Genomic DNA, 23,646 nt, shown 5'->3' with positions numbered 1-23,646 from the left:
GTGGTGGAAGAGGTGCCTGCGGCCGGCACGGACGAAGCCCTGACCGGCGAGAAGGGCGCCCAGCGCCTGCGTGAACTGCTTCCCCACATTGCGGTTGGCCATCAGGGCACCCTCCCGTCTGTCAGTTGCCTGATCTCACGCCGTCGCCGCGAGCGAGCTGATGGCCACCGTACTCACGGCAACACCGCGTATCGCGCGACCGGTTGCACGGAGCACGCGCAGTCCTGCCCGCAACGCAAGAACGGCGGGATCGTCTTCACCGACACCAAGAGCGATGCGGGACGGCGACGCATCGCGCTCGCACACCAGATGATCGCGCTCGGCGTACAGCACAAGCGCCACCAGGACCAAGAACGACGGACCGCCGGCGACACCTGGGAAGAGCACGACCTGGTCTGGTGTCAGCCGAACGGGCGACCGATCGACGCGCGGGCCGACTGGCTCGACTGGAAAGAGATTCTGCGCCTCGCCGGCGTGCGCGACGCGCGCGTACACGACGGCCGACACACCGCGGCCACCATGCTGCTACTCCTGGGCGTCGACGAGCGGACCGTCATGGCGGTCATGAGCTGGTCGGACCGGCGAATGCTGCGCCGCTATCAGCACGTCATCGACGAGCTACGGCAAGAGGCATCGCGGCGTATCAGCGACCTCATCTTCGGCCGGCCAGAGAAGCCGGCCAAGAAGTCGAAGAAGAAGGCCAAGAAGCAGCGCAAAGAGAAGAATGTCGATACACTCACCAAGGGTTTTGCAACGGATCTTGCAACGGAGCCCGGTCTAGCCAAGATCATCACGTTCCCGATAACGGCATAGTCCAATGAAAAATGGCCTCCCACCTGCAGTGGGAGGCCATTTCTGTTTGTGCGCCCGAAGGGACTCGAACCCCTAACCTTCTGATCCGTAGTCAGATGCTCTATCCATTGAGCTACGGGCGCTTGCCTTGCTACTTCCTTGCTTGCTCAGTCAGCATACACACCTGACTTTCGCGCGGAGACTCCGGGATTCGAACCCGGGAGGGGCGGTTAGCCCCAACCGCATTAGCAGTGCGGCGCCATAGACCAGACTAGGCGAAGTCTCCTCGGCAGCCCTGGGGCCGCCGCGGAACGAGGATACCGTGCCCGGTGTGGTGCGGGCAAAGCAACCTCCCCGACCACGCCGAAACGGGATTAGCGGCGGAGATCCTGGCACGGTCTCCGGACTGCAAAACCGTGGTCAACAGCTAGGCTACCTGGGCATGGAGGACCATGCGGAGGACACGGCGGGCGATGGCGAGCCGAGCCGGGCGGCGAAACGCACGAGCGGCCGGGCGCAGCCGTCGCGGGCACCGTTCCGGGCTGCGGAGCCGGAGCGCGCCGAGCGGGAGGCCGGCCGGGGTGAGGGGCGCAAGGCGCCGCCGCCGGTGGTGACGTTCCAGCCGCCGGTCGCGCCTCCGACGGTTCCACCGCAGGTCAAAGCGGGTGAGAAAGCCCAAAATCCAGAGCCTTCGGGGGTACGGGACGAAGCCCCGCCCACCCCGACATCACCTGATGTGACGGTGGACACGCCATCTGAGCGGAAATCGCCGGCGCGGAAGGCTGCCACCCCGCGAAAGACGACTCCGCAGGCACCTCGAAAGGCGCCGGCACCCCGCCGAGCCACACCATCGGCAAAGTCTTCACCAGTGGAAATGCCACAAAGTGCGGCGCCTTCGGAAACCACCGCGCCTCTCGAAGCCGAAACCGTGAAGGGCTCCGTGGAGCCGGTTCCGGATGCACCGGCCACGCCGGACGTCCCGACGCCTCCGAGCCTTTCGGCGACCGCCGACGCGACGTCAGCACCCTCGGCAACGACCGGCTCCGCTCCGGCCAGGCCCACCAAGGTGACCAAGGCCACGAAGAAGACGCCCGCGGGCCGTCGGCTTCCCGCCAAACGCTCCGAGCCGGTGCTCCTCCCAGCAGAGCCGCAGACCGACGCACCGACCACGATCCCGGCGAGACCCCGCTCCAAGACTCGGGCCACGCCTGAGGCGGATGCACCCACCACGTCAGAGGTGACCGTTCCGGTCACCGTCGAGGCAAAGATTCCGGCCGCGCCGGAGGCGATTACTCCGGCCTCGTCAGAACCGGTGACGTCGGCTGCGCCGGTGACTTCGGCTGCGCCGGAGGCGGTTCCTTCAGCCTCGTCCGAGCGGATGGCTCCGGCGACGCCGGAGGTTGTGGCGACGCCGGAGGTAGTGGCGACGCCGGAGGTGAAGGCCTCGGCCGGGGTTTCGGCCGCCGCGCGGGACGAACCTCAGGCGACGAGACCAGCCGCGACACCGACGAGGGAATCGGTCGACGTCCCGGAGGAGAGGGCCGCCCCGGCCCCCGGACAATCAAAGGTCGCGGCTACGCCTGTGGCGCGAGCCGAGGCACCGGCGCCGGAAGCGAGTCGCACGGAGGAACCCGTGACGATCCATGCCACGGAACCCCTTTCCACTGGAATCCCTGCCACATCCGTTTCGCCGATCAGCGCCGCACCGGCCGTTCCGACGAATGGAGCCGCCGCAGCGAGCGTGCGGGCCGGGATCATCGAGCGACCTGGCCACGCGGGCGAGCTGATGGCATTGTCCGCGGTGGAGACGCTCGGGCCGCGCGCCGGCGATTGGGCGCGCCAGATGCGGGATCTATATCCGGCCGCCGACCCCGACGGCCTGGCCCGGCTGGCGACGATCCGGTCAGCACGCACCTCCGCCCTGACCGGCGTGCTGGCCGCCACCACCGGCGGATACGCACCGGTCGTCGAGTACGCCTCCGTGGCCTGGGTGCAGGCATCCGTGGTCCTACGGGTGGCGGCCGCCTACGGCGCCGATCCGACGGACCCGGAGCGAGCAGTGGATCTCCTGGTCCTGCTGCGCCTGCACGCCAGCAGGGAGAGTGCCAGGGCGGCACTGGACAACGCGACCAGCGAACACGGCGGCGGCCTCCTCCGCGCACATCCGCTGGAGGGGATCTGGCGCCTGGCCACCCCGCTGGCCGCCCGAATCGGCGGCTGGCTCGCCCTCCGCACCGCCGCCCGCCTCATTCCCGGCGCCGCCGTCCTGGTGGCCGCACTAACCGACGCCGCCGCCACGGATCTGCTCACCGCCCGCGCGATCGCCTACTACCGCCACCTCTCCCACCCAACCGAATCCCACCCAACCGAATCAGACTGACTACGGATCAGAAGGTTAGTACGGCAGCCGCCATTAGCAGTCTGACCTGCTGGGATGTGGTGGGGGTGGTGTGCAAAGTAGACACAGCCGCCTGTTGATCATGTGTGTGTGAAGACAACAAAATCGCAGGCGGCTGCTGCTGCCAGGATAGAGGCTGCGCAGACGCTGCGGTCGGCGGGTGAGTTGCTGGAGCGGTTGCGGTCGTGTTTCGTGCGGACGCAGACGTGGCAGCACGCGGGCCGGTATGTATCGGCGCTGGTCAGCGAGATCCCGAAACGTAACGGGTGGACGATAGCGCAGCAGGCCGGGGACCGGACACCGGATCGCACCCAGCGGCTGCTGAACCGGGCGGTGTGGGACGAGCAGGCGGCGATGAGTGCGGTACGGCGGTTCGTCGTGACCGGCCTGGACACCGTGGCCGGGCGTCGGACGCGCCGGGGGTTGCGGATCGGCGCGCTGGACGAGACCGGCCAGCAGAAGGCCGGCACGGCGACGGCCGGGGTGAAACGGCAGTACATGGGCTGCGCCGGCCGGGTCGCGAACGGGATCAACACGGTGCACCTGGCCTACGTGCGCGAACGCGTCGGACACGCGCTGATCGCCGTGCGGCAATGGATTCCGGCCGAACACCTCGCCGATGCGGACACCGCAGCGGCGATGGGCATCGCGGACGGGCCGGCGTTTCGCACCAAAGGGCAGCTGGCCATCGACCTGCGCACCGACGCCTACGCCGACGGCGTCGTCTTCGATTTCGTCTGCGGCGACGAGGTCTACGGCAACTGCACCGAGTTACGGGAGTTCCTCGAAGACCGGCAGCAGGCCTATGTGCTCCGCGTCGCCTCGACCTTCATGCTCACCCTGCACCCGGAAACCCGGATGACCTGCGCGAACGCCATCACCGAGCTCGCCACCGGCGCACGCCGGTGGCAGGTTCGCTCGGCCGGTGCCGGCGCGAAGGGGCAGCGCTGGTATGCGTGGGCGTGGATCGCGACCATTTCACCCCGCCACCACTTACTCGTCCGCCGGCACCTGAGCACTGGTGAGCTGGCCTTTCACTACTGCTATGTCCCGCACGGGCAGCCGTTGACCCTGGCCAGACTCGTCCGGGCCGCCGGGCTGCGCTGGCCGGTCGAGGAAACGTTCGAGTTCGGTAAGGACCGTTTCGGCCTCGATCAATGCCAAACCCGCCTGCACACCGCGATCGTCCGGCACACCGTGCTGGTCATGACCGCTCTGGCCATCTGCGCGATCGCCGCTGCCCGCCTCAAAACCCGGACCGACACCCAAGCCCCGCCCCCCGCACACACCCGACCAGCGGCCACCGTCCGAGCCCGGCATGATCGCGTTGACCATCCCCGAGACCGCACGGCTGCTCGCCACCACCTGGCGCCAGCCGAAGCCCGCCGACCACGACACCCACTGGCGCGGCGCGCGCACGAAGCCGATGAACACCCCGACGAGTTGTCTCCCGATGGACCGACCGACCCGCCGCCGCTGCGGCTGATCGAAGGGCAAGGCACCGCCGCGACCGCGCAACCGAGCCTGTTTCCGGTCGCCGTGCCTCGCACCGACGCCGGGCCGGCGCCCGCTGCCACGCGCGGATTCGGGTTCTGCCTGAGCTGTCATGCCGGCGGGCAGTACGTGCTCGCCGCCGTCGCGGACGGCGACGCGTGCGGGTTCCGCCTCAGCCACGGAAGGGCAGGACGGAGTGCCTGACGTGGGAGCGCCGTTTGGGAACTGGAATATGGCAGAACGCGTTGTAGCCTCAGGAAGGCGTCTGGCTGGGGTAGAGGCCACCCGGACCGCCGGGCGATGACCCGGGATCTCACGGAGCTCGCCGATCTTGTCGGACTGGAGAGCTGACCAGCGCGAGTAGTACGGCCCGTACCAGTTCCAAGGTGATCTTCCGAAAGTCGTACCGCCTCTACCTTCACTCTTCGTGACCGTCGCACCACTATCAACGTGAGCGCGGTGGTCACGAAGCCTGAACACGGACTGACCGTCGTGCCGCTTGGACCGGGTACGGCGGCATCCCCCTTGATCAATAAGCCGCCGTGCCCCTCACGCAGGAGGTGCACGGTGTACTTCTGGCAGCTTTTGGGCCGCTCGTACAGGCCCCGTCACGCCGGTCTCCCAGCGCTCGTCAAATCGCAACCGCTCTGGTACGACGGGCCAACCGAGGTGCTTTCCCAGGTCTCGACCACGGTGACGCTATCGAGGCGAACCCTCGGCCAGGAGTTCGGCTACGACGCTCGGCGGGCGTTCGCAAGCCTTTCCGCTGGAGCGAGCAGATGACAGGCGCCGATTCTCCTAACCGGATGCCAGTAGCTCCGGCTCTGCAACGAATAATCGCTCCCGGTGACCGTTTGGATCTCCAACAGTCTGATCTCTGCGGTGTTACCGGGCCGATGCAACTGATCGTGCGGGAAGTCGGTGCCGATCTGCGGCGGTTCCCGAGCATGGAGTGGGTGACCATCGTCGGCACCGAGTTGGTGGACGGCGCAGCGCGGGGCGAGGTGACGGTGATAGCGCGAGTCTTGGCGCTGCCCGCTGCGGTGCGTCCAGCCGGGTGACTCCCATGATGCCGTGCAGGGCTCCGTCCATGCGGCTAGTTCAGCGCTTCGGCCGAAACCGCGATTGCGCCGAGCCGAGGCATCGGGCATGAGCAGGTCGAGGTCGCGCCTTCCTCAGACGCGCCCGAGTTCGAGATGCCGGTCCAATAGCTCCCGGTCCTGACCGCCGACCTTCCAAGCAGACGGCCAGGACCGGGCGAAAGTGCACAGCGGCGCGGGGACCGAATCTCCGCAGCAGCACACCCGAAAGGAGATCGTCGCATGACGGTCACCGTGGATAGGCGCGACACAGCCGCGAAGGACCCCGCCACGCTCGTAACCGTGGAGGTGTTCGGCAAGCTCGTGGACTACTTCGCCAAGCGGCAGGAAGTCACCCAGCGCTACGCCGAGCGCGCGGTGAAGCAGTGGCTGGTGTTCCTCAAGGCGTACGCCGACTCGATCGGTAAGGACGACAAATACGGAATGCTCATGCCGACCGGTGAGGTCTACCGGGTCGTTCCGACCGCCCCGGTCGACGCTGTGTGGCACGCCGTCCTTCAGAACAGCGAACCCTACTCCGCCGCTTGCGACCAGATCGCGGGCCACTTCGTGCACCACCGCCCGATCCTGACCGAGGCCATGCTGGATGGCACCGCCATCACGTACACGCTGGCGGCGCTGCACGACACCGGCTACCTGGTCGACATGGAATTCTGGGCCGGCGAAGCCGAGTCCTGCTGTCCGCCGAACCCGCCCCAGCCTGGCGGCGGGGTGACTTAGCCAAGGAGCAAGATGCGTAGTAACTGGAACGTTCTACCAGAAAGCGTCACCAAATCGATTGCTGGCCATGTCGGCGGACCTTTCGACGTCGAGGCTGTTCCGGACGGTGACCACGCGGAGATCGCCGCGGCCGTCACAGGGCCGGCCGGGAAGGTCTTCGTCAAGGCGGCATCGGCTGATCTGGGCGTTCGGTCACTGCGCTACGAGGTTGCGGCGACCAGGAGCGTCGGGCGGTACGCGCCCGCGGTCCTGTGGGACTTCGAGTCCGACGGCTGGCTGGTGGTGGGGACCGAGCATCTGGACGGTCCCCACCCCGATCTCTCTCCGGGCAGCCCCGATCTTCACCTGCTCGCCGAGGTACTCAAGAGGCTCCAGACAACCGTCGCGCCGGAGGGAAACTGGTACAGCGCCGGGAGCCGGCTCGGTTGGGAACAGGAAGCGGCCAGCGGCGAGATGCTCGTGCACTCCGACCTGAACCCGGCAAACCTGATCATGACGGCCGACGGGCTGCGCGTGGTCGATTGGGCTTATACGACCCGGGCGGCGTCCTGGGTCGAACTGGCTTTGATCATGCAGTGGCTCATCGGCAGCGGCCACGCGCCGGAGCAGGCGGAGGACTGGCTGACGCAGTTTCCCGCGTGGGCCGCAGTCGATCCTGCCGTCCTGGACGATTTCGCCGCCAGAAGCAGTGCGAAGTGGTCGGATAAGGCACGGCCGAACAGCGACCAGTGGGTGCGAGACCTGTCCACCTGGACGACCGCGTGGGCTACCTACCGACGCGAACGAGGCTGACGGCATACCTGAGACCCGAGGCAAGCTGGCGACGGCTAGCTTGCCTCGGCGTCTTGGTATCTCGGGGGCGGATTCTCGTGGCGTTCTCTTGTTGCGAGACGGGGCACGCCGCGAGGCGGCTCAGCGTGTTGAACGTTCACGAAACCTTGTCGATCAAATCGAACATATGTTCCAAAACTCGCCTGTCCCGACGAAAGTGGGCCGTCTTCTGTGGATCATTCGTGCCATGATCGTCTCGAAATTCTGTGAGATCGAAGCGATTCACGGGGGTGAAGCCCAGGTGAGCCTCATGTCTTCCCTGGCGAAACTCGGCTTGGGGCTCGCTGCTGCCGGTGCCGCGGTCGCCGTTCTTCGGCGACACGCTGCGGCCGACCGCGAGCTCGTCGGCGAGGTGGAGGCGGTCAAGCGGGATGTCGACGCGCTGCACGGTCTTGCGGCTGATGAGGCTGTGGTCTACCTACGGGGTTACATCGATGGCCGCTCTGGCAGGAGTGGCGAGGGACGCGATCCCGTTGCATGATCCGTTGCAAAACTCCTAAGTATTCCGAAGGCTACCGAGGTACTCCTAGGGTCAAACGTGCTGGTCATGTGACACCTAGGTCCGTCGGTAGCCCTCGGAAACCCTCCCTTGGGGCACCTACGGATCAGAAGGTCAGGGGTTCGAGTCCCTTCGGGCGCACAGAGTAATCAAGGCCGCGAGCTGCGGAAACGCGGCCTGCGGCCTTGATGCTTTCCATGTTCGGATCAGGGTGTCCCGCATGACGGTGCTGCGTTGATCGGGTGGTGATCGCGTGTCGCAGGCGTGCCGATCCCGTGGGGAAATCCTCCGATCGGGACTCGAATCGGCCGAACGCGTGGGTGCGTGATGAGCGCCGAAGCTGTGGGCTCCGGAATGCCGACTCAGGTGACGCTGGATGACCTCGCTGTGATGGCGGCGGCTGACGAGAACCACCGTTACGAGTTGAGCCCCGAGGGAGTGCTGTCAGTCGTGCCGCCCGCGGATCCCGACCACGCGCTGCTCGTGTCGCGAATGTTCGCTTGGTTCCTGACCGATGGCTACGGTCCCGAGCGGGTCGTCACGGACTGCGGCATCGACGTCGGTGGCGGGCGAGTGCCGGATCTGACGGTGTGGGCCGACGGCATGCCGCCGCGGCCGGCCCGGTCGAGCTATGCCGGCACGGCGGGCCTGCTGCTTACTGTCGAGGTGGTGTTCCGGGGCTCCGAGGCAGTCGACCGGGTGATCAAGAAGGCGGAGTACGCCAAGGCCGGGATCCCCCGCTACTGGATCGTCGAGCGCGACCCCGTCACCACCGTGCACCGGCATGTGCTGAGTGCCGAGACCGGCGAGTACGAACCGGCCGAAGGCCGGCCGCAGCCGATCAACTGGCTGCTGACCACGGTGCCTGATATCTCGTGAGCCGTCGCAGGCGTCGCTACTGACAGCCGGTGTCACACACGGCCGGCTCTTTCGCGCCGTCCGTCCCTCCTACGGCACCGCCGCCGTGCTCCGTTTTGCGTGAACGTCAGGCGCCTGGCGTTCATCAGGAATCCCCCGTGGCGGGCGTGGTGAGTGGCACGACGTTGACCTGGTGGCATCCTGGGGATCGTGAGGCCTAGGTGCTCCCTATATGTGGACGTCGGTTACCTGCTCAGTGCCGCGGCGGTCCGGCTGACGGGGACGTCGCTACGCAACGGAATTCAGGTCGATTACGAGTCGCTGGTCGACGGGCTCGTTCAGCAGGCCGAGAAGCTGTCGGAGCTGCCGGTGCTGCGAGTCCACTGGTACGACTCCGCGAGAGACGGCGTACCCGACCCTCAGCAGCAGCTCATCGGAGAGCTGTCCAACGTCAAGTTGCGGCTCGGCCGGTTCGGTGTGGAAGGTCAGCAGAAGGGCGTTGACCTGCGTATTGGCCTTGATCTTGTAACGCATGCCCGTAACGGTGTCGCAGAGGTCTTCATCCTCGTCTCGGGGGACGATGATCTGACCGAGGCTGTCGAGGAGGCTCAGGTTCATGGTGTGCAGGTCTTCCTGCTTGCCGTTCCCAACGCTGATGACAAGCCACACGGCATCAGCCGGCATCTGATTCGTGCGGCCGACGGCCTCAAGATCCTCTTTCCGGAAACCGTTGACCAGACGGTGACGAAGGTCGAGTTGCCTCCGGCGGCGCGGTCGATGGTGGTGGCACCGCAGGGAGGGCGGCCGCAGGTAGGCGCGTTCCCTCCGTCGTCCACGTTTGTGTCTGACGCGTCCCTCGACGGAGAGCGGTTGGACGCGACCTCCAAGTTCCCCGAACAGGTCGACTCGGTGGTCAATGGAGTCCTGACGACATTTCGCAGATCTGCCAGTGCAGAGGAGCTTGCGGCGCTCATAGCCGGCAAGCCGTCGGTTCCCCGAGACGTTGACAAGGCATTGTTGACCGATCTGTCGGATCGTCTCGGTGTCTCTGACTTGGATGAGGCGATCCGGCACAGGCTTCGGGCGCGGTTCTGGGCGGCGTGTGATGAGGCCTACGGGTCAGAAGGTCGGGCTGCCAGGCCGTGAGAATCAGGCAGGCCGACGCGTCTCATCCCGGGCCGCGGAGTGCGTCGACCGGTTGCCTGCGGGCGGCACGGATCCGGCTCAATTGCTGATCGCGGCCGGGATCGCCATGTACCAGGCCCCCGCCGGCGTCGTGACGATGGCATCGCGGGCGGGCGGCCCTGCGGCGGGCTTGATGGTCGTGATCTGCGGATTCAGTGGATCGTCGGCGACCCGGACTGAAGCCCGCACGGCTCGCCGAGAAAATCTATGCTGGCCGGACTAGACATTCTTGTGATGACTGGTTAGTGTTTCTCTCGTTGACAGCAAAGACCGTTGAAGACGCAGACGAATCAGACCGAGCGTCAAGCAGGGCCCGGATGTTCTCGTGGCTCGCTCGGCACGGCGGTGGCTCAGCATCACCGCAGGCATTTCAGCAAGGCAGGTGCACGACAAGACCTTGACGAAATTCCAGGTCAGGGCAGACGCAGGTGGGGCCGATGCACGTTCGGGGCTCGACCTGATGCAGAAAGATCCGCCGCACGTGTGCGGGGCCGTGAAGTTTGCGTGGGGCTCCGACACCGGTTGGTAGCACGACAGCACCACAGCACCACAGCACCACAGCAAATGGAAGCAGAGGAAAGGGAGGGCTGAGCACCGTTGGATCGCCCGCCGTCAGAACAGTTTTCGGGTTCTGGGGTGGCTACCGCAGTCTCCATCGAACGTGAGGTGGTCTCCGGTCACGCTTATGCGATCCTCGCACCGCAAGCCGCAAGCGGCGGCAGGTGCGGAAAAGGCAAGCCGACGAACCTGTCGGTAGATGGTGTTTTGAACCCGTAACCCCGGGCCCCGGCGCTTCCCGCGCCGGGGCCCTCGTCATGGAGAGGCGTGGATGACCCAACCCGATGACATGCTCGACGACGAGCACTACCCTGCCTACACGATGGGCCGCGCCGCGGAGATCAGCGGCGCCTCGCAGGACTTCCTGCGTCGCCTCGAGAAGGCGAAACTGTTCACCCCGTCCCGGTCGGCCGGCGGTCACCGCCGCTACTCGCGCCATCAGCTGCGTCTCGCCGCACGGGCCCGTGCGATGGTCGCTCAGGGCACCGCCTTGGAGGCCTCGTGCCGCATACTCATCCTTGAGGACCGGCTCCAGGAAGTTCTCCAATCGAACCGGCGCGAACGGGTCGTAGAGGCAGCCTGATCCGGATATCTTTCACGGTCCTTCCCTGTCAAGGAGAAGGACCGTTTTCCGTGGGTTATGTGCCGCAGGCCGGCACGCGTCAGCTTGAACCGGGCACCGGCTCAGGCGGCGGCGGTGTGAAGCGCCATGGAGATGCCGATGCAGTGGACGGTGAAGGCCGCGATGGTCAGGACGTGGAAGACCTCGTGGGAACCGAACCAGCGCGGGCTCGAATCGGGGGTCGATGTCAGCTCAGCCGACTGACCGCACCCCGTACCGCCGCGGTGGTCTGGGGTCGGGTCAGGAAGCGCTGTCCGCGGTGGTCCCGGGCTTGGTGTGGAGGATCTCGCGGGCTTGGTCGGCGGCGCGCGCCATGTTCTCGGAGACGAAGTCGACGAAGCGCGCGATGTTCTCCAGGCGGGCGGCGGCCGGGGTGCCGGGGCCGAGGATGTCCACGCCCTGCCGGGCGATCTCGCCGAGCCGGGCGGTGGATCGGGCGCTGGCCATCACGGACTGGTACAGGACGTCGTCGTCGACGACATAGCGTTCGCGGCGGCGTTCGTCGCGCTCGCGGCGGATCAGGCCCTGGCTGTCGAGGAACGCGACCGCCTTGGAGACGGATCCCGGGCTGATCTGCAGTCGCCGGGCGATCTCGGCGGCGGTGAGGCTGCCCGTATCGGTGGTGTACAGGCTGGCCAGGGCGCGGGCCGTCATCGGTGGAAGGCCCGACTGCATGAAGATGGTGGCGAACGTGTCCTCGTACGCGCGCAGGGCGTCGCTGTCTCGCCCGTCGGCCTGCCTCGATGCGGAGGATCGCCCGGGCACGGCTTTCGCACGGCGGCGTGCGCGGTGCCCGGCGGCGTGATGGGCGAGGTCGCCGCGGTACGCGGCCGGGCCACCGTTACGTAAGACCTCCCGGGTGACGGTCGAGGTCGGACGATCGATGCGCCGGGCGATCTCCGCGTAGGCGAGACCGTCGGCCAGCCCGAGCGTGATCTGCTGGCGTTCCTGCTGGGTGAGCCTTCCACCTGGCATCGCGGTCTCCCTCACCGTCGGCGACGGTCGTCACCTTAGCGTTCACTCGCCATCCATTGCAACGGTAGGTCCGCCACTCATTGCGTTGCGCTCTCGGCCATTGCAATGAGTTTGAGCTTCTGAACAGCGAAAACTATCGACCAGTGCAACATCGTCGTTGCCCAGATCGTGAAGGCAACGTAGCTTTTCCGTTGTCGGAAACATTCGATCGAAGGAGCTCACGATGCGAAAATTCAACACCCCCGCGCCGGTCTCGGCCGTGCTCGACATCCCCGCGGGTCGTGTCCGGATCATCGCCGCCGACCGGGCCGACACCACGGTCGAGATCCTGCCCGCGGACGCCACCAAGGGCCGCGACGTCAAGGCGGCGGAGCGTATCGGGGTCGCCTACGCCGACGGTGTCCTGCGAATCGCAGCCGCGGACCGGGCGAGCCGGACCCTCGGCGCATCCGGCTCCGTCGAAGTGACGGTCCAGCTGCCCGCCGGCTCCCGGATCGAGGCCACGGCGGCCGGCGCCGACTTCCGGGGCGTCGGACGCCTCGGCGACGTCACCGTCGAGAGCGCGAACGGCTCGATCACGCTGGACGAGACGGCGAGCGCTCGCCTGACCCTGCAGGCCGGTGACGTGAAGGTCGGCCGAGTGGGCGGACCGGCGCGGATCAGCACCCGCAAGGGCGACCTGCACATCGTCGAGGCCGTCGACGGCGCCGTCACGCTGCACACCGAGCACGGCAACATCTCGGTCGGTGCCGCCCGCGGCGCCTCCGCGACCCTGGACGCCGGCACCACCTTCGGCCGCGTCCACAACGCACTGCACAACACCGACGGCGCTGCCGCCGGCCTGAACATCCACGCGACCACCGCCCACGGCGACATCACCGCACGCAGTCTGTGACGACCTCAACGAGCGATTCCAACAGGAGCAGGTGGTACGCATGACGAAGAACAGCGACGTCCCGGCCGCGCCGAAGTGGTCCGGCATGGTGCCGGTCGACGACACGGCCCTGGCCGTCACCGACACCGGGGGTGCCGGCATCCCCGCGGTCTACCTCAACGGACAGTTCGCCACCCAGGGGTACTGGCGGCGGGTCATCGCCGAACTGGGCACCGGGTGGCGGCACATCACCTACGACGAGCGGGCCCGCGGCAGATCGAAGCGCTCGGCGGACTATTCGTTCGAGGCCGCCGTGCGGGACGTCGACGCTGTCCTGTCGGCCCGCGGGGTGGACCGGGCGCTGCTGGTGGGCTGGTCCTACGGAGCGGTGGTCGCCGCGCACTGGGCCCACCGGCACCCGGACCGCACGATAGGCGCGGTCATGGTCGACGGCGCCTTTCCGCACGACTGGCTCGACGAGGCCATGGAGCAACGGATCCGGAAGATGTTCCGGCGGATGGGCTGGTTCCTGCCGCTGCTGCGCCCGACGGGTCTGACCCCGCGGATGACCGCCGAACAGCAGGCCGACAGCAACATCGAGCTCGGCAAGCTCTCCCGCGAACGCGAGCTGGGTCCCGTGCTCGACGCCATCACCGTCCCCACCCGTTACGTGGTCGCCTCGGGGACCTCCCTCGGGAGTCGCGGTGACGAGCAGGAACGGATCCGGGCCGGCCTCGATGCGGTCACCGTCCGCAATCCGAACGTTCGCATCCACGCGAAGGTCACCAGCAATCACGGCGCGCTGCTCAGGAAGGACTTCCCGGTCATCGCCGCGGCCGTGCGCGAGGTCGCCGCCCTCGACCAGCGCTGAGACCTTCCCGCACGGCAGTGAAGCCGAGTCCCGCGCCGGTCTGGTGACCGGTGCCGGAACTCGCGTGGTCTTTGGGTGACCAGCGGCGGAACCGGCTCCGATGCGCCGAGCGGAGCGCCGGCGGAGCCCGGCGCGAGGTTTGCCCGCGGGAGCATGCGGGCTGCACTACGCCGGAAGCGGGAAGATCCGGTCTTGAAGGTCTTGGAGCCTTGTGAACCCCTACAGCCAGGAGACGTGGGGGGCCAGGAGGGCGTAGCCGACGAAGGCGACGATGTCGAGGATCGTGTGGGCGACGATCAGGGGCATGACGCGCTTGAAGCGGAGGTGGAAGAGGCAGAAGACGATGCCCATCACGATGTTGCCGATGAAGCCGCCGAAGCCCTGGTAGAGGTGGTATGAGCCGCGGAGGACGGAGCTGGTGAGGATGATCGTGGGGACGCGCCAGCGGAGGTCCTCCAGGCGGCGCATCAGGTAGCCGACGACCAGGACCTCCTCCAGGATGGCGTTCTTGGCGGCGGCCAGGATGAGGACGGGGACGGTCCACCAGACGTCGTTGAGTGCGGACGCGACCACCGTGGTGTTCAGGCCGAGTTCGCGGGCGGCCAGGTAGAGACCGAGGCCTGGGATTCCGATGCCGGCGGCCAGCAGAGCGCCGGAGCCGAGGTCGAAGAACGGGCGGCGGAAGTCCAGGCCCATGGTGGCGGCGCGGTCGCGGGCGAGCAGGTGCAGCGCGAGGACGACCGGCATCAGGGCGAAGAGGATGCGCAGCAGCTGGAGCGTGAGGTCGAGGTAGGGGCGGTCGGACGCGGCCGGGTTCAGCGTGGACGTCTGTGCGGAGAGCGGTGTGGACGCGGTGAGCCGGCCGACGATGTTGACCAGGGAGAAGACCGCGGACTGGCCGAGCGACAGGCCGAAGACGATCAGCAACTCGAACCTGAGGGTCCGGTCCCGGTGTGCGACGTCGTCGGGGGCGTTGAGGAGCGCGGTCACCCACTTACTGTGCCCCATCCGTGTCCGGTCGCACAGTGCGTCCGCGCGGTGCGGCGGCCCGGGGGCGAGGATCGCGGTTCATGGGCGATCTGTCGCACCTTCTGAAAGAGAGCTGGACCATCGTCGAGGGGCAGCGTGAGAAGCTGGCCGGCTACTTCTACGCGCGGATCTTCCTGTCCAATCCGCACCTGCGCGAGCTGTTCCCGGTGCAGATGGATGCGCAGCGGTCACGGTTGCTGGGCGCGATCGTGACGGCCGTGCAGACGGTGGACGATCCGGAGCGGCTGGACGACTATCTGCGGGGCCTGGGCCGGGATCACCGGAAATTCCAGGTCACGCCGGAGCAGTACGCGGTGGTCGGCGACGCGCTGCTGGAGTCGCTGCGGATCTTCGGGGGCGAGCGGTGGACGCCGGACTTCGACCAGGCCTGGCGGGACGCGTACGCCCTGATCGCGCGGAAGATGATGGACGCGGCCGAGTCGGACACCTACCCGGCGTACTGGATCGCGGAGGTGCTCAGCCACGAGCGGCGCGGCCGGGACATCGCGGTGCTGACGGTGCTGCCGGGGCAGGCGATGGAGTTCCGGGCCGGGCAGCACGTGAGCGTGGAGTGCCCGGCGTACCAGCCGCGGGTGTGGCGGGTCTATTCGATGGCGAACGCGCCGCGCCGGGATCACACACTGGAGTTCCACGTGCGCGCGCTGAGCAGCGGGTGGGTGTCCGGCGCGCTGGTCCGCCGGGTGCGCGCCGGTGATCTGCTGCGGCTGGCCTCGCCGATGGGCTCGATGACGCTGGACCGCCGCTCGACCCGGGACATCGTGTGCGTGGCGGGCAGCACCGGCCTGGCCCCGATCAAGGCGTTGCTGGAGGAGCTGACCCGGTTCAACCGGACGCGCTGGGTGCACGTGTTCTTCGGCGCCGGTACCCGGGACGACCTCTACGACCTGCCGGAGCTGCGGGCGATCGCGGCGCAGCATCCGTGGGTGTCGCTGGTGCCGGCGTGCAGCCGGGACGCGAGCTTCGACGGCGAGCGCGGGAACGTGTCGGAGATCGTGGGCCGGTACGGGCCGTGGAGCGATCACGATTTCTACGTGGCCGGCTCGTCCGGGATGGTCCGGTCCACGTTGCGCACGCTGACCGCGCTGGACGTGCCGCGGTCACGCATCCGGTACGACGAGTTTCAGTAGCGGACGAGTTTCAGTAGCGCCAGGGCAGCCCGCCGTCCTGGTACTCCTCCACCGAGACCAGCCGCGCGTCCGGCGGCATCCGGTCGAGGTAGAGCCGCCCGTCCAGGTGGTCGATCTCGTGCGCGACCAGCCGCGCCATCGCCAGCTCGAACGTGGTGATCATGCGGGTGCCGTCCCAGCGATCGTGCTCCACGTCGATGCGCAGTGGCCGGCGCACCGCGCCGCGCTCGTCGAAGAACGACAGGCAGCCCTCGTACTGGACGTCGGTCTCCGCCGACTCGGTCAGCACCCGCGGGTTGACCAGCGTCAGTGGTTCCACGGCCGGGTCCGGTGGCCGGATCACCGCGACCGCGACCGGCAGCCCGATCTGCGGCGCGGCGAGTCCCATGCCCTTGCGGAAATCGTGCAGCGTCTCGACCCGGCCGGCCGCGCGGTGCAGCGCCTCGGCGACATCCCGCGCCTGGCGGGCCTGTTCGGGCAGCGCGAGCGGCCGCGCCGGGGTGGTGAGCCGGGTGTCGCCGCGCTGCAGGATGCCGGCCGCGCGCATGCGGTCGCTGGCCCGGCCACCACCGGTCGGCGCGGGCGTGCCGCGGAAACGCCAGGACAGCTTGTAGCGCGCGTTGAGCGGCGGCTCGTCCGTGGACCACTCGAAGACCGCGCGGTCGTTCTCCTCGTGCCGGGTGAACGGGGTGCGCAGCGGCGCCTCCTCGGCGGAGAGCGAGGTCTCCTCGCCCCAGACCGTGGGGTCGAGCGCGGCGGGGAAGTCCAGCCGGACCGTGAGCTGCCGGGTGGGCAGCCGGACCGCGCGCTGGAACCACTGGCCCCACTTCTCCTCCGCGACGGAGTACGCGTACTCGATCGTGGTGCGCTGGCCGGGGTAGAGCGGGAAGCGGCCGTTGTCGTTCTCGAAGAGCAGCCACATCTCCTTGTCCGCGTCCCGGTCGCGCTTCTTCCGCCAGCGCATCGGCTCCCGCGCGTACGGCGCACCCCAGAACGCGGTGAGTTTCAGCTCGTCGAAGGAGAGCGGATGCTCGCGGTGGTGCCGGTTGGAGCGCTCGGGATCGCCGGGGTAGCGGTCGACCGCGACCTTGACCATGTAGCGGGTGACCGGCTCGGTCCCGGCGTTGTAGAGCGCGCGCCGGATGACGCAGCGGTACTCGCCGTCGGAGTAGACCAGCTCGGCGATCTCCTGCTCGACGACCAGGCCGGTGCCGGGCGGCAGCCACTGCTCGGGCACGGGCGGGTCGCGGTGGGTCAGGCCGCTGGAGCGCACGTGGCGCAGCTCGTCGTACTCCTGGAAGCGCTGCCAGATGCGGCCGCCCGCGTCGAGCACGGCCTCGGCACGGCGCGCGAAGTCCTCGGTGGGGCGGTGCCGGCGGCCCTCGACGTGGCTGACGTAGGACGGGTCGAAGCCCATCCGCGCGGCCAGCTGCTTCTTGGTCATTCCTCGGTCGGCACGCCACTGGGACAGTTCGGCGGCGAACGAGTCGGCCGCCCGCTCCAGCGGCGAGGTCGGCGATGTCGGCTGTGCTGTCATCACGCGTCCTTCTCGGCTCCCGGGCCTTCAGTGTCCGTTGCCCGACCGAACACCCGTGAGTGAGTAGCGCGTTACAGACAGAAGTATTGACAAAGCCGACGCCGTCATCTGCGTAGCGCACATCAGCGATCACCGAGAGCAACGCAACACGACGGCCATGCCCGGATTTAGAAGGATTTATCAGCCTATGATCGGAGACCGGTCCTATCGTCATTGTGAGTAACCACGCGCGTAAACGCTGCGAAGTCTGGTTAGGCTATCCTTAGCAAGCAATGGTGAGCCGCCCGTCCGGCGGCGACCGATCCGACGAGGTGGCGGCGGCTATGCGGCGATGCATCCGGCTCAGCGGCTCCGATGTGGAGCCGTCGCGGCACGAGTCCGCACTGATCACCGTGCGTCATTCATTCATCACGCAGGCTGGCGACGCCGAGTGACCACTCTCGTCCACCGGCCGGCGCCCGCCGAGCCGTTCGCACCGATCACCGCGACGCTGCGGGCCGCTTTCGGCACCGCGTACCCGTTGCCGAGCCTGCTGCCCGGCCTGCTGGCGCACCGGCGGCCGAACGACTGGATCTCCGGCGCCGACCTGATCGCCGGCGACGCGCTGCCCACGATGCTGGGCGCGGCCCGCCGTCTCTGGCACGCGCAGCCGCACGCGGCCGCGGCGCTGGCCTGGAAGCACTACACCTACTGGGTGGCGCTGCCGGCCGTGGTCGGCTGGGCCGGCGCGCGCCGGGTCCCCCTGCTGCGGCCGGCGGACACGCTGATCCGGGTGGACGACTCGGCACCGCTGCTGCGCGTCGGGCTCGCGCCGTCGACCGAGGTCGCGGTGCTGCCGGGCGACCCGCTGGCGGCCGGCGGCCACCCGGGCGTGCGGGTCGCGGCGGACGAGGCCGATCTGCTGGCCATGCTGCGCGGCTCGCTGCTGGACGAACACCTCACGCCGCTGCTGGACCGGCTGCGCGGGCACGCCCGGGTCGGCGCGCGCACGCTGCTCGGCTCGCTCGCGTCCGGCGTGGCGCAGGGCGTGCTGCGCACCGCGGACGTGCTGCCCGGCCGCGCGGTGGACAGCATCGAGACGCTGCTGGCCGCGCTCGACGTCGCGGACCTGGTCGACCTGGTCCCGGAGGCGGACGGCCGGCTCACGGTCCAGCGCCGCACCTGCTGCCTGGCCTTCACGCTGCCGGCACCCAAGGTCTGCTCCGGCTGCTGCATAAAGCAGTAGACCGCCCCCTGGACTTATACACATGTTCTATCCACAGGCTGTGGATAGAACATGTGTATGAAGAGCTAGTCCTCCACCACCGTGCTGGTCAGGTGGCGGACGTCCCAGATCCACACGCCCTCGACCCACTTCGGCTGGAAGCCGAGGATGTCGCTCATCGCGCGCCGCATCTCGATGTCGTGCGCCTGCGGCGGCAGCACGACCAGGCCGGCCTCCCAGTAGCGCAGGTCGTCGAGCGTCTGGGCCCGGCGGGTGTCGTCGACCTTCGGCACCCAGTAACCGGCCCACAGGTTGTAGAAGTACTGACTCGTCGCCCGCGGCTCGGCGGAGAACGCGCCGGTGCCGTCGATCCAGTTGGGGAACAGGCCGTAGCCGCGCGGCAGGCGCATGTCGTTGCCGGTGATCGCGGACCAGCGCTGGGCCGCCGGGAACGACGCGTCCGGCAGCGGCAGTGTTACCACGGTGTGCTGCTCGTCGACGTACTCCCGCCAGGTGCCGTTCGTGATGAACGCGGGCGTCTCCATCATCGGCTGGGTCAGCAGCGGCGTCGGGAACATCGGGATCAGCGTCAGCGACAGCACCGCGGTGGTGGCCAGCCGGACCGGGAGCACGGCCTTCGGCCGGTCCAGGACCAGGCCGTTGACCCGCTGCACACCGAGCGCCAGCAGGATCGCGATCACCGGCGCGACCGCGAGCGCCCACCGGGTCGGCACCACCGAGTTGAGGATCGGCACGCTGTGCAGCAGCGCCCACAGTCCGGGGACGCCGGTGTCGGTGCCGATGTAGTGGATCGCCGGGCCGAGCGACATGAACGCGAAGAGCAGCGCGACGGACGCGAGGCCGATGGCCACCCGGCTGCGGCGCATCCAGACGACCAGGCCGATGAAGACGATCGGGATGCCCCAGCCGAAGAACGCGTTCTCCTCGGAGGAGTTCTGCGTCATGTACATCGTGGTCTTCCAGTCGCCGGCGATCGAGCGACGGGAGTAGGTCCAGTACGACCCGAGATCGGCGCCGAAGTGCCGGATGTCCTGTGCGAGACCGTGGTAGGACTGCGGGCCGAAGAACTGGATATACAGCGGGTACGCCAGCAGGGTCAGCGCCACGCCGGCGGTCACGCCGAGGCCGGCCACGAAGGTCTTGAAGTGCCGGCGGTGCTCGGCCCGGCTCAGGCCCACGATCACGACGAAGACGCCGACGCCGACCGCGGTCATGAACAGGATCTCGAGGTTGATGAAGGCCTGCCAGACGATCAGCAGGCCGAGCAGCGCGCCGTTACGGACCGAACGCCCGGATTCCACCAGGCAGAGCGTGCGCCAGATGATCAGCGGGATCAGGAACTGCGAGATGATGTTGGGGTGACCGTTGGCGTGCGCCACCATGCTCGGCGCGAACGCGGCGAACAGCGCGCCGACCCACGCGGCGACCTTCGAGGTGACGATGTGCCGGGACAGCACGTAGTACCACGAGAGGCCGGTCAGCAGCAGCGCGCCGGTGAGGAAGACGTTGAACGCGATGTGCGGCCCGAAGGCCAGCGTGATCGGCGTCATCGGGATGGAGACGGCCAGCACCGACGTGTTCGCCATCAGGTTGATGCCGTAGGGCACGTTCACCTGGTAAGACACGAAGGGGTAGGCGAAGTCGGTGACGACTCGCGCGCCGTGCGCCAGCATCCACTCGAAGAACGCCTGATCCTGCGCGTTGACCAACTCGTGGTCGAGGTTGAGCCAGGCGGTGCGGGTGATCAGGAACGCCATCAGCGCGAAGCTCGCGACCGCGGCCAGATCCAGCAACCGCGCGCGCCACCGTGGCGAGCGCAGACCGGAAGACTGTTCCAGATCCTGTTCGAGAAGGATCCGCTCGGCTTCGATGTCGACCGAGGGCATGGCCACCCCGAGAGGCCGGTTCGAGGGGTCGATGTCCTGAATAGTCATAGCCACGCGAGCCTAACCGAGCTTGATAACGCGGATGTCTCTATGAGCTGGGGCAGAGGTGACGGTTACCCGTCTTGGTGACGACCATGGTCACGGCAGGATCACAGTTCCGTTATCTGCGCGTAGCCTGTGCGATACATGTCTCAAATAGGTCATAAATTCATGCTTGCGGCGCCGCTCAACTTTCGATCATCGGCGTTGAGTGGTTAACTCTTGCGGTCTCGCTGAATCCGGATCACCACATGAGGGAACCCACACATGGCAGAGCTCACCGGCGACCAGCGCGTCCAGTCCGAGGTGCTTGAGGGTCTTGCGACGGCGGTCAACCACCGTCGCTGGTTCGTCGAGCTGGCCATCCCGCACCTCGGGGACGACCCGATCGAGATCGGCAGCGGCATCGGGAACTACGCCGCCGAGTGGGCACCGCACGTGTCGAGGTTCACCGCGACCGAGGCGGAGCCGGACCGCCTCGTGGAGCTGAAGGAGCGCTTCGCCGACACCCCGAACGTCGAGGTGAAGGAGATGCTGCTGCCGACCTCCGAGACGGGGTCGCACAGCACGCTGGTCAGCTACAACGTGCTTGAGCACATCGAGGATCACGTCGCCGCGCTGCGCTGCATGAAGGGCCTCGTGCGCCCCGGCGGCAAGATCGTGCTGATTGTCCCGGCGTTCATGTTCGCGATGAGCCCGGTCGACTACGCCACCGGTCACGTCCGGCGCTACACCAAGAAGACGATGCGCGCCGCGATGGAGGAGGCGGGCCTCCAGATCGAGGTCCTGCACTACGCGAACGCGCTCGGCCTGATCGGCTACTACGGCGCGACCAGCATCTTCAAGCTGACGCCGAAGGAGGGGCCGATGGTGAAGTTCTACGACTCCCTGGTGCTCCCGGTCACCAAGGCCGCCGAGTCGCTGGTGCGCCCGCCGTTCGGCCAGTCGGTGTTCGTCGTCGCGCGAGTGCCGGAGTAAACGACTTATCGACGACGCCGGGCCGCCCACCATATGGACGGCCCGGCTTTCTGTGTCCTAGCTCACGGTTTGACTCACCCGATAAGTGGATCGCAACGTCGCACGCGCCAATGTGTGGAACGCGAGATTGAAGCCCACCACTGCGGGAGAAACGTCCCAAGTAACGTCGAGTGCATCAACGTCTACTGCGTGTACCGCAAAGACGTATCGATGTTCCCGGTCGCCGGCCGGCGGCGCGGAACCACCATATGCGAGCGTGCCGTAATCGTTACGGACGTGGAATGCGCCGTTCGGCAGCCCGCCCTCGGCCGAGCCCGCGCCCTGCGCCAACTCCGTCACGGAGACCGGCAGGTTCACCGCGACCCAGTGCCAGAAGCCGGAGCCGGTCGGTGCGTCCGGGTCGAAGCAGGTCACCACGAAGCTCTTCGTCTCGGCCGGGAAGCCGGACCAGCTCAGCTGCGGCGACACGTTCCGGCCACCCACGCTGTCGTGCGCGAACGTGTCGTCCAGCGCCTTGCCGTCCGCGATGTCCGTGCTGGTCAGCGCGAAAACGGGGACGGCGGGAAGCAGGTCGTACGGATCCGGCGCGACCGGGCGCTCCAAACTCATGATCTGACTCCAATCGTTGTCGGGACTTCGAGCGTCACGTCACGGCCGGCCACGGCACCGGCCGCCGCCATCGGCACCAGCAGGGCACCGAGCAGCAGCAACGGCCAGGACCATCCGCCGGTCGCGTCGTGCACCGCGCCGACCAGTACCGGGCCGGCCGCGGCGAGCAGATAGCCGATAGCCTGCGCCATGCCGGACATCCGCGCGGCGTGCCCCGCGTCCGGCATGCGCAGCAGGATCAGCGCGAGCGCGAGGCTGATCGTGATCCCCTGGGCCAGGCCGAGCAGCGCGGCCCAGAGGAAGTCGAGGTTCCCGGTCAGCAGACCGCCGAACCCCACCGCGTAGAGCACCGCGCTGGCGAGCGCGTAACCGGCCTGGTTACGGGTCCGGCCGACGGTCAGCGTGAAGATCAGCGAGCCGGCGATGCCGACCAGGTTGAAGACGGAAAGCGCGTAGCCGGCACGCTCCTGGCCACTGCCGGACGCGATCAGGATCTCCGGCAGCCAGGCGACCGTAGCGTAGTAGACCAGCGACTGCAGGCCCATGAAGCCGGTCACGGCCCAGGCCAGCGGCGCACGCCGGAGCGGGGTGCGCGGGGCCTCGATCGCGGCCGGCGCCGTGGCTGAGCGGTTGCGCAACAGCGGCAGCCAGGCCAGCAGCGCGATCACCGGCGGCAGCGCCCAGATCGCCAGAGCCGACCGCCAGGCGTGGCCGAAGAGCAACAGCAGCGGCACCGCGGTCCCGGCCGCGATCGCGGCGCCGGTGGAGAGCGAGACCGAGTAGACGCCCATCATCGTGCCGGCCCGATCCGGGAACTCGCGCTTGACCAGCACCGGGAGCAGCACGTTCCCGGCCGCGATCGCGGCGCCGAACACCGCGGTGCCGGCGAACAGCAGCACCACCGGCTCCGGCAGCCGCAACAGGCCACCGGCCGTCATCGCGCACAGCACCGCGACCAGCGCCGGCACCAGGCCGATCCGCCGGGCCAGCAGCGGCGCGAACGGCGCCAGCAGACCGAAACAGAGCACCGGGATCGTGGTCAGCAGCGCGGCCGCCGGACCGGACAGGCCGGTCTCCGCGCGAATGTCCGTGAGCATCGGCGACACCGCGACCACGGCGGGCCGCAGGTTGGCGGCGAGCAGCACCACGGCGATCACCGTGCCCGCGCGGGCGCCTCTGCTCACCTCCCGCATTCTGCCCGCATGCCCGCGTCGCCGCGATTCCAGCGCGACTGCGGCGTTTCCACCGAAACCGCCGCCACGGTACGGCGCAGAGCCGCTTTCACCGCGCCTTTGCTCTGCTTACCTGGGTCAACTTTGCGCGCCACGGTCGTTCTGGATCTCGCGCCCCGGTAGGCGGCGCACAGGTAAGCAGAGCAAAGCCGCAGGTTACGAGGGTGAGCGACCACGGCCCGCGCA

21 protein-coding genes, 2 tRNA genes and 1 pseudogene are annotated in these 23,646 nt (G+C 68.1%); 15 read left to right on the top strand and 9 right to left on the bottom strand.

Annotation, left to right across the window (positions count from 1 at the left end):
- Nucleotides 1-3: 3 nt before the first annotated feature.
- A complete protein-coding gene (locus tag J2S43_RS35735; RefSeq protein ID WP_306836734.1) occupies nucleotides 4-813 on the top strand; it encodes a tyrosine-type recombinase/integrase in 810 nt (269 codons plus the stop codon).
- Nucleotides 814-862: 49 nt separating this feature from the next.
- Here the strand turns inward: J2S43_RS35735 and J2S43_RS35730 are convergent.
- Both J2S43_RS35730 and J2S43_RS35725 read right to left on the bottom strand, forming a co-directional pair.
- A tRNA-Arg gene (locus J2S43_RS35730) sits at nucleotides 863-935 on the bottom strand.
- 53 nt (nucleotides 936-988) lie between these two features.
- Nucleotides 989-1,078 (bottom strand) — tRNA-Ser (locus tag J2S43_RS35725).
- 1,500 nt (nucleotides 1,079-2,578) lie between these two features.
- Between J2S43_RS35725 and J2S43_RS35720 the strand changes: the two genes are divergently transcribed.
- From J2S43_RS35720 to J2S43_RS35685, 8 genes and pseudogenes are all read left to right on the top strand, one after another.
- Nucleotides 2,579-3,172: an EcsC family protein gene (locus J2S43_RS35720; RefSeq protein ID WP_306836731.1), complete on the top strand. Its 594-nt coding sequence runs from the start codon at nucleotides 2,579-2,581 to the stop codon at nucleotides 3,170-3,172.
- Nucleotides 3,173-3,337: 165 nt separating this feature from the next.
- Nucleotides 3,338-4,613, top strand: a pseudogene (locus J2S43_RS35715) (IS701 family transposase); the annotation flags it as partial.
- Nucleotides 4,614-5,580: 967 nt separating this feature from the next.
- The gene (locus tag J2S43_RS35710; RefSeq protein WP_306836727.1) at nucleotides 5,581-5,745 is read left to right on the top strand and encodes a hypothetical protein; all 165 of its coding nucleotides are present in this window, start codon (nucleotides 5,581-5,583) and stop codon (nucleotides 5,743-5,745) included.
- A gap of 261 nt (nucleotides 5,746-6,006) precedes the next feature.
- Nucleotides 6,007-6,504, top strand: a complete 498-nt coding sequence (locus tag J2S43_RS35705) for a glycine-rich domain-containing protein (protein WP_306836725.1) — start codon at nucleotides 6,007-6,009, stop codon at nucleotides 6,502-6,504.
- A 12-nt stretch (nucleotides 6,505-6,516) separates the two neighbouring features.
- Complete coding sequence (locus J2S43_RS35700) at nucleotides 6,517-7,296, top strand: phosphotransferase (RefSeq protein WP_306836723.1); 780 nt, start codon at nucleotides 6,517-6,519, stop codon at nucleotides 7,294-7,296.
- A 226-nt stretch (nucleotides 7,297-7,522) separates the two neighbouring features.
- The gene (locus J2S43_RS35695; RefSeq protein WP_306836721.1) at nucleotides 7,523-7,816 is read left to right on the top strand and encodes a hypothetical protein; all 294 of its coding nucleotides are present in this window, start codon (nucleotides 7,523-7,525) and stop codon (nucleotides 7,814-7,816) included.
- A gap of 345 nt (nucleotides 7,817-8,161) precedes the next feature.
- On the top strand, nucleotides 8,162-8,713 hold the full coding sequence (locus J2S43_RS35690) for a Uma2 family endonuclease (RefSeq protein ID WP_306836719.1): 552 nt from the start codon (nucleotides 8,162-8,164) through the stop codon (nucleotides 8,711-8,713).
- Between the two features lie 213 nt (nucleotides 8,714-8,926).
- The gene (locus J2S43_RS35685; RefSeq protein WP_306836717.1) at nucleotides 8,927-9,838 is read left to right on the top strand and encodes an NYN domain-containing protein; all 912 of its coding nucleotides are present in this window, start codon (nucleotides 8,927-8,929) and stop codon (nucleotides 9,836-9,838) included.
- Between the two features lie 78 nt (nucleotides 9,839-9,916).
- Here J2S43_RS35685 and J2S43_RS35680 read toward each other — a convergent pair whose 3' ends face one another.
- The gene (locus J2S43_RS35680; RefSeq protein WP_306836715.1) at nucleotides 9,917-10,066 is read right to left on the bottom strand and encodes a hypothetical protein; all 150 of its coding nucleotides are present in this window, start codon (nucleotides 10,064-10,066) and stop codon (nucleotides 9,917-9,919) included.
- Between the two features lie 640 nt (nucleotides 10,067-10,706).
- On the opposite strand from J2S43_RS35680, the gene J2S43_RS35675 reads away from it, so the two are divergent.
- Nucleotides 10,707-11,018 (top strand): MerR family transcriptional regulator, encoded by a 312-nt coding sequence (locus J2S43_RS35675; protein ID WP_306836713.1) that lies wholly within the window; start codon nucleotides 10,707-10,709, stop codon nucleotides 11,016-11,018.
- A 279-nt stretch (nucleotides 11,019-11,297) separates the two neighbouring features.
- Here the strand turns inward: J2S43_RS35675 and J2S43_RS35670 are convergent, their stop codons facing one another.
- On the bottom strand, nucleotides 11,298-12,032 hold the full coding sequence (locus tag J2S43_RS35670) for a GbsR/MarR family transcriptional regulator (RefSeq protein ID WP_306836711.1): 735 nt from the start codon (nucleotides 12,030-12,032) through the stop codon (nucleotides 11,298-11,300).
- Between the two features lie 223 nt (nucleotides 12,033-12,255).
- Here J2S43_RS35670 and J2S43_RS35665 point away from each other — a divergent pair, with 223 nt between their 5' ends.
- Both J2S43_RS35665 and J2S43_RS35660 read left to right on the top strand, forming a co-directional pair.
- Nucleotides 12,256-12,927, top strand: coding sequence for a DUF4097 family beta strand repeat-containing protein (locus J2S43_RS35665; protein WP_306836709.1), 672 nt, complete (start codon nucleotides 12,256-12,258; stop codon nucleotides 12,925-12,927).
- A gap of 40 nt (nucleotides 12,928-12,967) precedes the next feature.
- Complete coding sequence (locus tag J2S43_RS35660) at nucleotides 12,968-13,777, top strand: alpha/beta fold hydrolase (RefSeq protein ID WP_306836707.1); 810 nt, start codon at nucleotides 12,968-12,970, stop codon at nucleotides 13,775-13,777.
- A 219-nt stretch (nucleotides 13,778-13,996) separates the two neighbouring features.
- Here the strand turns inward: J2S43_RS35660 and J2S43_RS35655 are convergent, their stop codons facing one another.
- On the bottom strand, nucleotides 13,997-14,767 hold the full coding sequence (locus J2S43_RS35655; protein ID WP_306836705.1) for a CPBP family intramembrane glutamic endopeptidase: 771 nt from the start codon (nucleotides 14,765-14,767) through the stop codon (nucleotides 13,997-13,999).
- Nucleotides 14,768-14,847: 80 nt separating this feature from the next.
- Between J2S43_RS35655 and J2S43_RS35650 the strand changes: the two genes are divergently transcribed.
- A complete protein-coding gene (locus J2S43_RS35650; protein WP_306836704.1) occupies nucleotides 14,848-15,954 on the top strand; it encodes a globin domain-containing protein in 1,107 nt (368 codons plus the stop codon).
- A 10-nt stretch (nucleotides 15,955-15,964) separates the two neighbouring features.
- On the opposite strand, the gene J2S43_RS35645 is transcribed toward J2S43_RS35650, so the two are convergent.
- The gene (locus J2S43_RS35645; RefSeq protein ID WP_306836702.1) at nucleotides 15,965-17,491 is read right to left on the bottom strand and encodes a peptide deformylase; all 1,527 of its coding nucleotides are present in this window, start codon (nucleotides 17,489-17,491) and stop codon (nucleotides 15,965-15,967) included.
- Nucleotides 17,492-17,921: 430 nt separating this feature from the next.
- Between J2S43_RS35645 and J2S43_RS35640 the strand changes: the two genes are divergently transcribed.
- Nucleotides 17,922-18,716 carry a hypothetical protein gene (locus tag J2S43_RS35640; protein WP_306836700.1) on the top strand — a complete coding sequence of 265 codons (795 nt, stop codon included), beginning with the start codon at nucleotides 17,922-17,924 and terminating at the stop codon, nucleotides 18,714-18,716.
- A 65-nt stretch (nucleotides 18,717-18,781) separates the two neighbouring features.
- Here J2S43_RS35640 and J2S43_RS35635 read toward each other — a convergent pair whose 3' ends face one another.
- Nucleotides 18,782-20,650, bottom strand: coding sequence for a DUF6311 domain-containing protein (locus J2S43_RS35635; protein ID WP_306836698.1), 1,869 nt, complete (start codon nucleotides 20,648-20,650; stop codon nucleotides 18,782-18,784).
- Between the two features lie 258 nt (nucleotides 20,651-20,908).
- On the opposite strand from J2S43_RS35635, the gene J2S43_RS35630 reads away from it, so the two are divergent.
- The gene (locus J2S43_RS35630) at nucleotides 20,909-21,619 is read left to right on the top strand and encodes a methyltransferase (RefSeq protein WP_306836696.1); all 711 of its coding nucleotides are present in this window, start codon (nucleotides 20,909-20,911) and stop codon (nucleotides 21,617-21,619) included.
- Nucleotides 21,620-21,676: 57 nt separating this feature from the next.
- Here J2S43_RS35630 and J2S43_RS35625 read toward each other — a convergent pair whose 3' ends face one another.
- The gene (locus J2S43_RS35625) at nucleotides 21,677-22,228 is read right to left on the bottom strand and encodes a YbhB/YbcL family Raf kinase inhibitor-like protein (protein ID WP_306836693.1); all 552 of its coding nucleotides are present in this window, start codon (nucleotides 22,226-22,228) and stop codon (nucleotides 21,677-21,679) included.
- Nucleotides 22,225-23,412 carry a CynX/NimT family MFS transporter gene (locus J2S43_RS35620; protein WP_306836691.1) on the bottom strand — a complete coding sequence of 396 codons (1,188 nt, stop codon included), beginning with the start codon at nucleotides 23,410-23,412 and terminating at the stop codon, nucleotides 22,225-22,227. The genes J2S43_RS35625 and J2S43_RS35620 overlap by 4 nt, the downstream gene beginning before the upstream one ends.
- Nucleotides 23,413-23,646: the final 234 nt, after the last annotated feature.

Source organism: Catenuloplanes nepalensis, from assembly GCF_030811575.1.
GTDB classification, from domain to species: domain Bacteria; phylum Actinomycetota; class Actinomycetes; order Mycobacteriales; family Micromonosporaceae; genus Catenuloplanes; species Catenuloplanes nepalensis.
Note: the sequence above shows the minus strand (reverse complement) of the source record. Positions and strands in the feature narration are given on the sequence as shown.

Coding starts and splice junctions, on each gene's coding strand:
- J2S43_RS35665 (WP_306836709.1), top strand. CDS start 12,256: ATGCGAAAATTCAACACCCCCGCGCCGGTCTCGGCCGTGCTCGACATC.
- J2S43_RS35695 (WP_306836721.1), top strand. CDS start 7,523: ATGATCGTCTCGAAATTCTGTGAGATCGAAGCGATTCACGGGGGTGAA.
- J2S43_RS35660 (WP_306836707.1), top strand. CDS start 12,968: ATGACGAAGAACAGCGACGTCCCGGCCGCGCCGAAGTGGTCCGGCATG.
- J2S43_RS35720 (WP_306836731.1), top strand. CDS start 2,579: ATGGCATTGTCCGCGGTGGAGACGCTCGGGCCGCGCGCCGGCGATTGG.
- J2S43_RS35690 (WP_306836719.1), top strand. CDS start 8,162: ATGAGCGCCGAAGCTGTGGGCTCCGGAATGCCGACTCAGGTGACGCTG.
- J2S43_RS35675 (WP_306836713.1), top strand. CDS start 10,707: ATGACCCAACCCGATGACATGCTCGACGACGAGCACTACCCTGCCTAC.
- J2S43_RS35645 (WP_306836702.1), bottom strand. CDS start 17,491: ATGACAGCACAGCCGACATCGCCGACCTCGCCGCTGGAGCGGGCGGCC.
- J2S43_RS35670 (WP_306836711.1), bottom strand. CDS start 12,032: ATGCCAGGTGGAAGGCTCACCCAGCAGGAACGCCAGCAGATCACGCTC.
- J2S43_RS35705 (WP_306836725.1), top strand. CDS start 6,007: ATGACGGTCACCGTGGATAGGCGCGACACAGCCGCGAAGGACCCCGCC.
- J2S43_RS35650 (WP_306836704.1), top strand. CDS start 14,848: ATGGGCGATCTGTCGCACCTTCTGAAAGAGAGCTGGACCATCGTCGAG.
- J2S43_RS35625 (WP_306836693.1), bottom strand. CDS start 22,228: ATGAGTTTGGAGCGCCCGGTCGCGCCGGATCCGTACGACCTGCTTCCC.
- J2S43_RS35635 (WP_306836698.1), bottom strand. CDS start 20,650: ATGACTATTCAGGACATCGACCCCTCGAACCGGCCTCTCGGGGTGGCC.
- J2S43_RS35710 (WP_306836727.1), top strand. CDS start 5,581: ATGCAACTGATCGTGCGGGAAGTCGGTGCCGATCTGCGGCGGTTCCCG.
- J2S43_RS35630 (WP_306836696.1), top strand. CDS start 20,909: ATGGCAGAGCTCACCGGCGACCAGCGCGTCCAGTCCGAGGTGCTTGAG.
- J2S43_RS35700 (WP_306836723.1), top strand. CDS start 6,517: ATGCGTAGTAACTGGAACGTTCTACCAGAAAGCGTCACCAAATCGATT.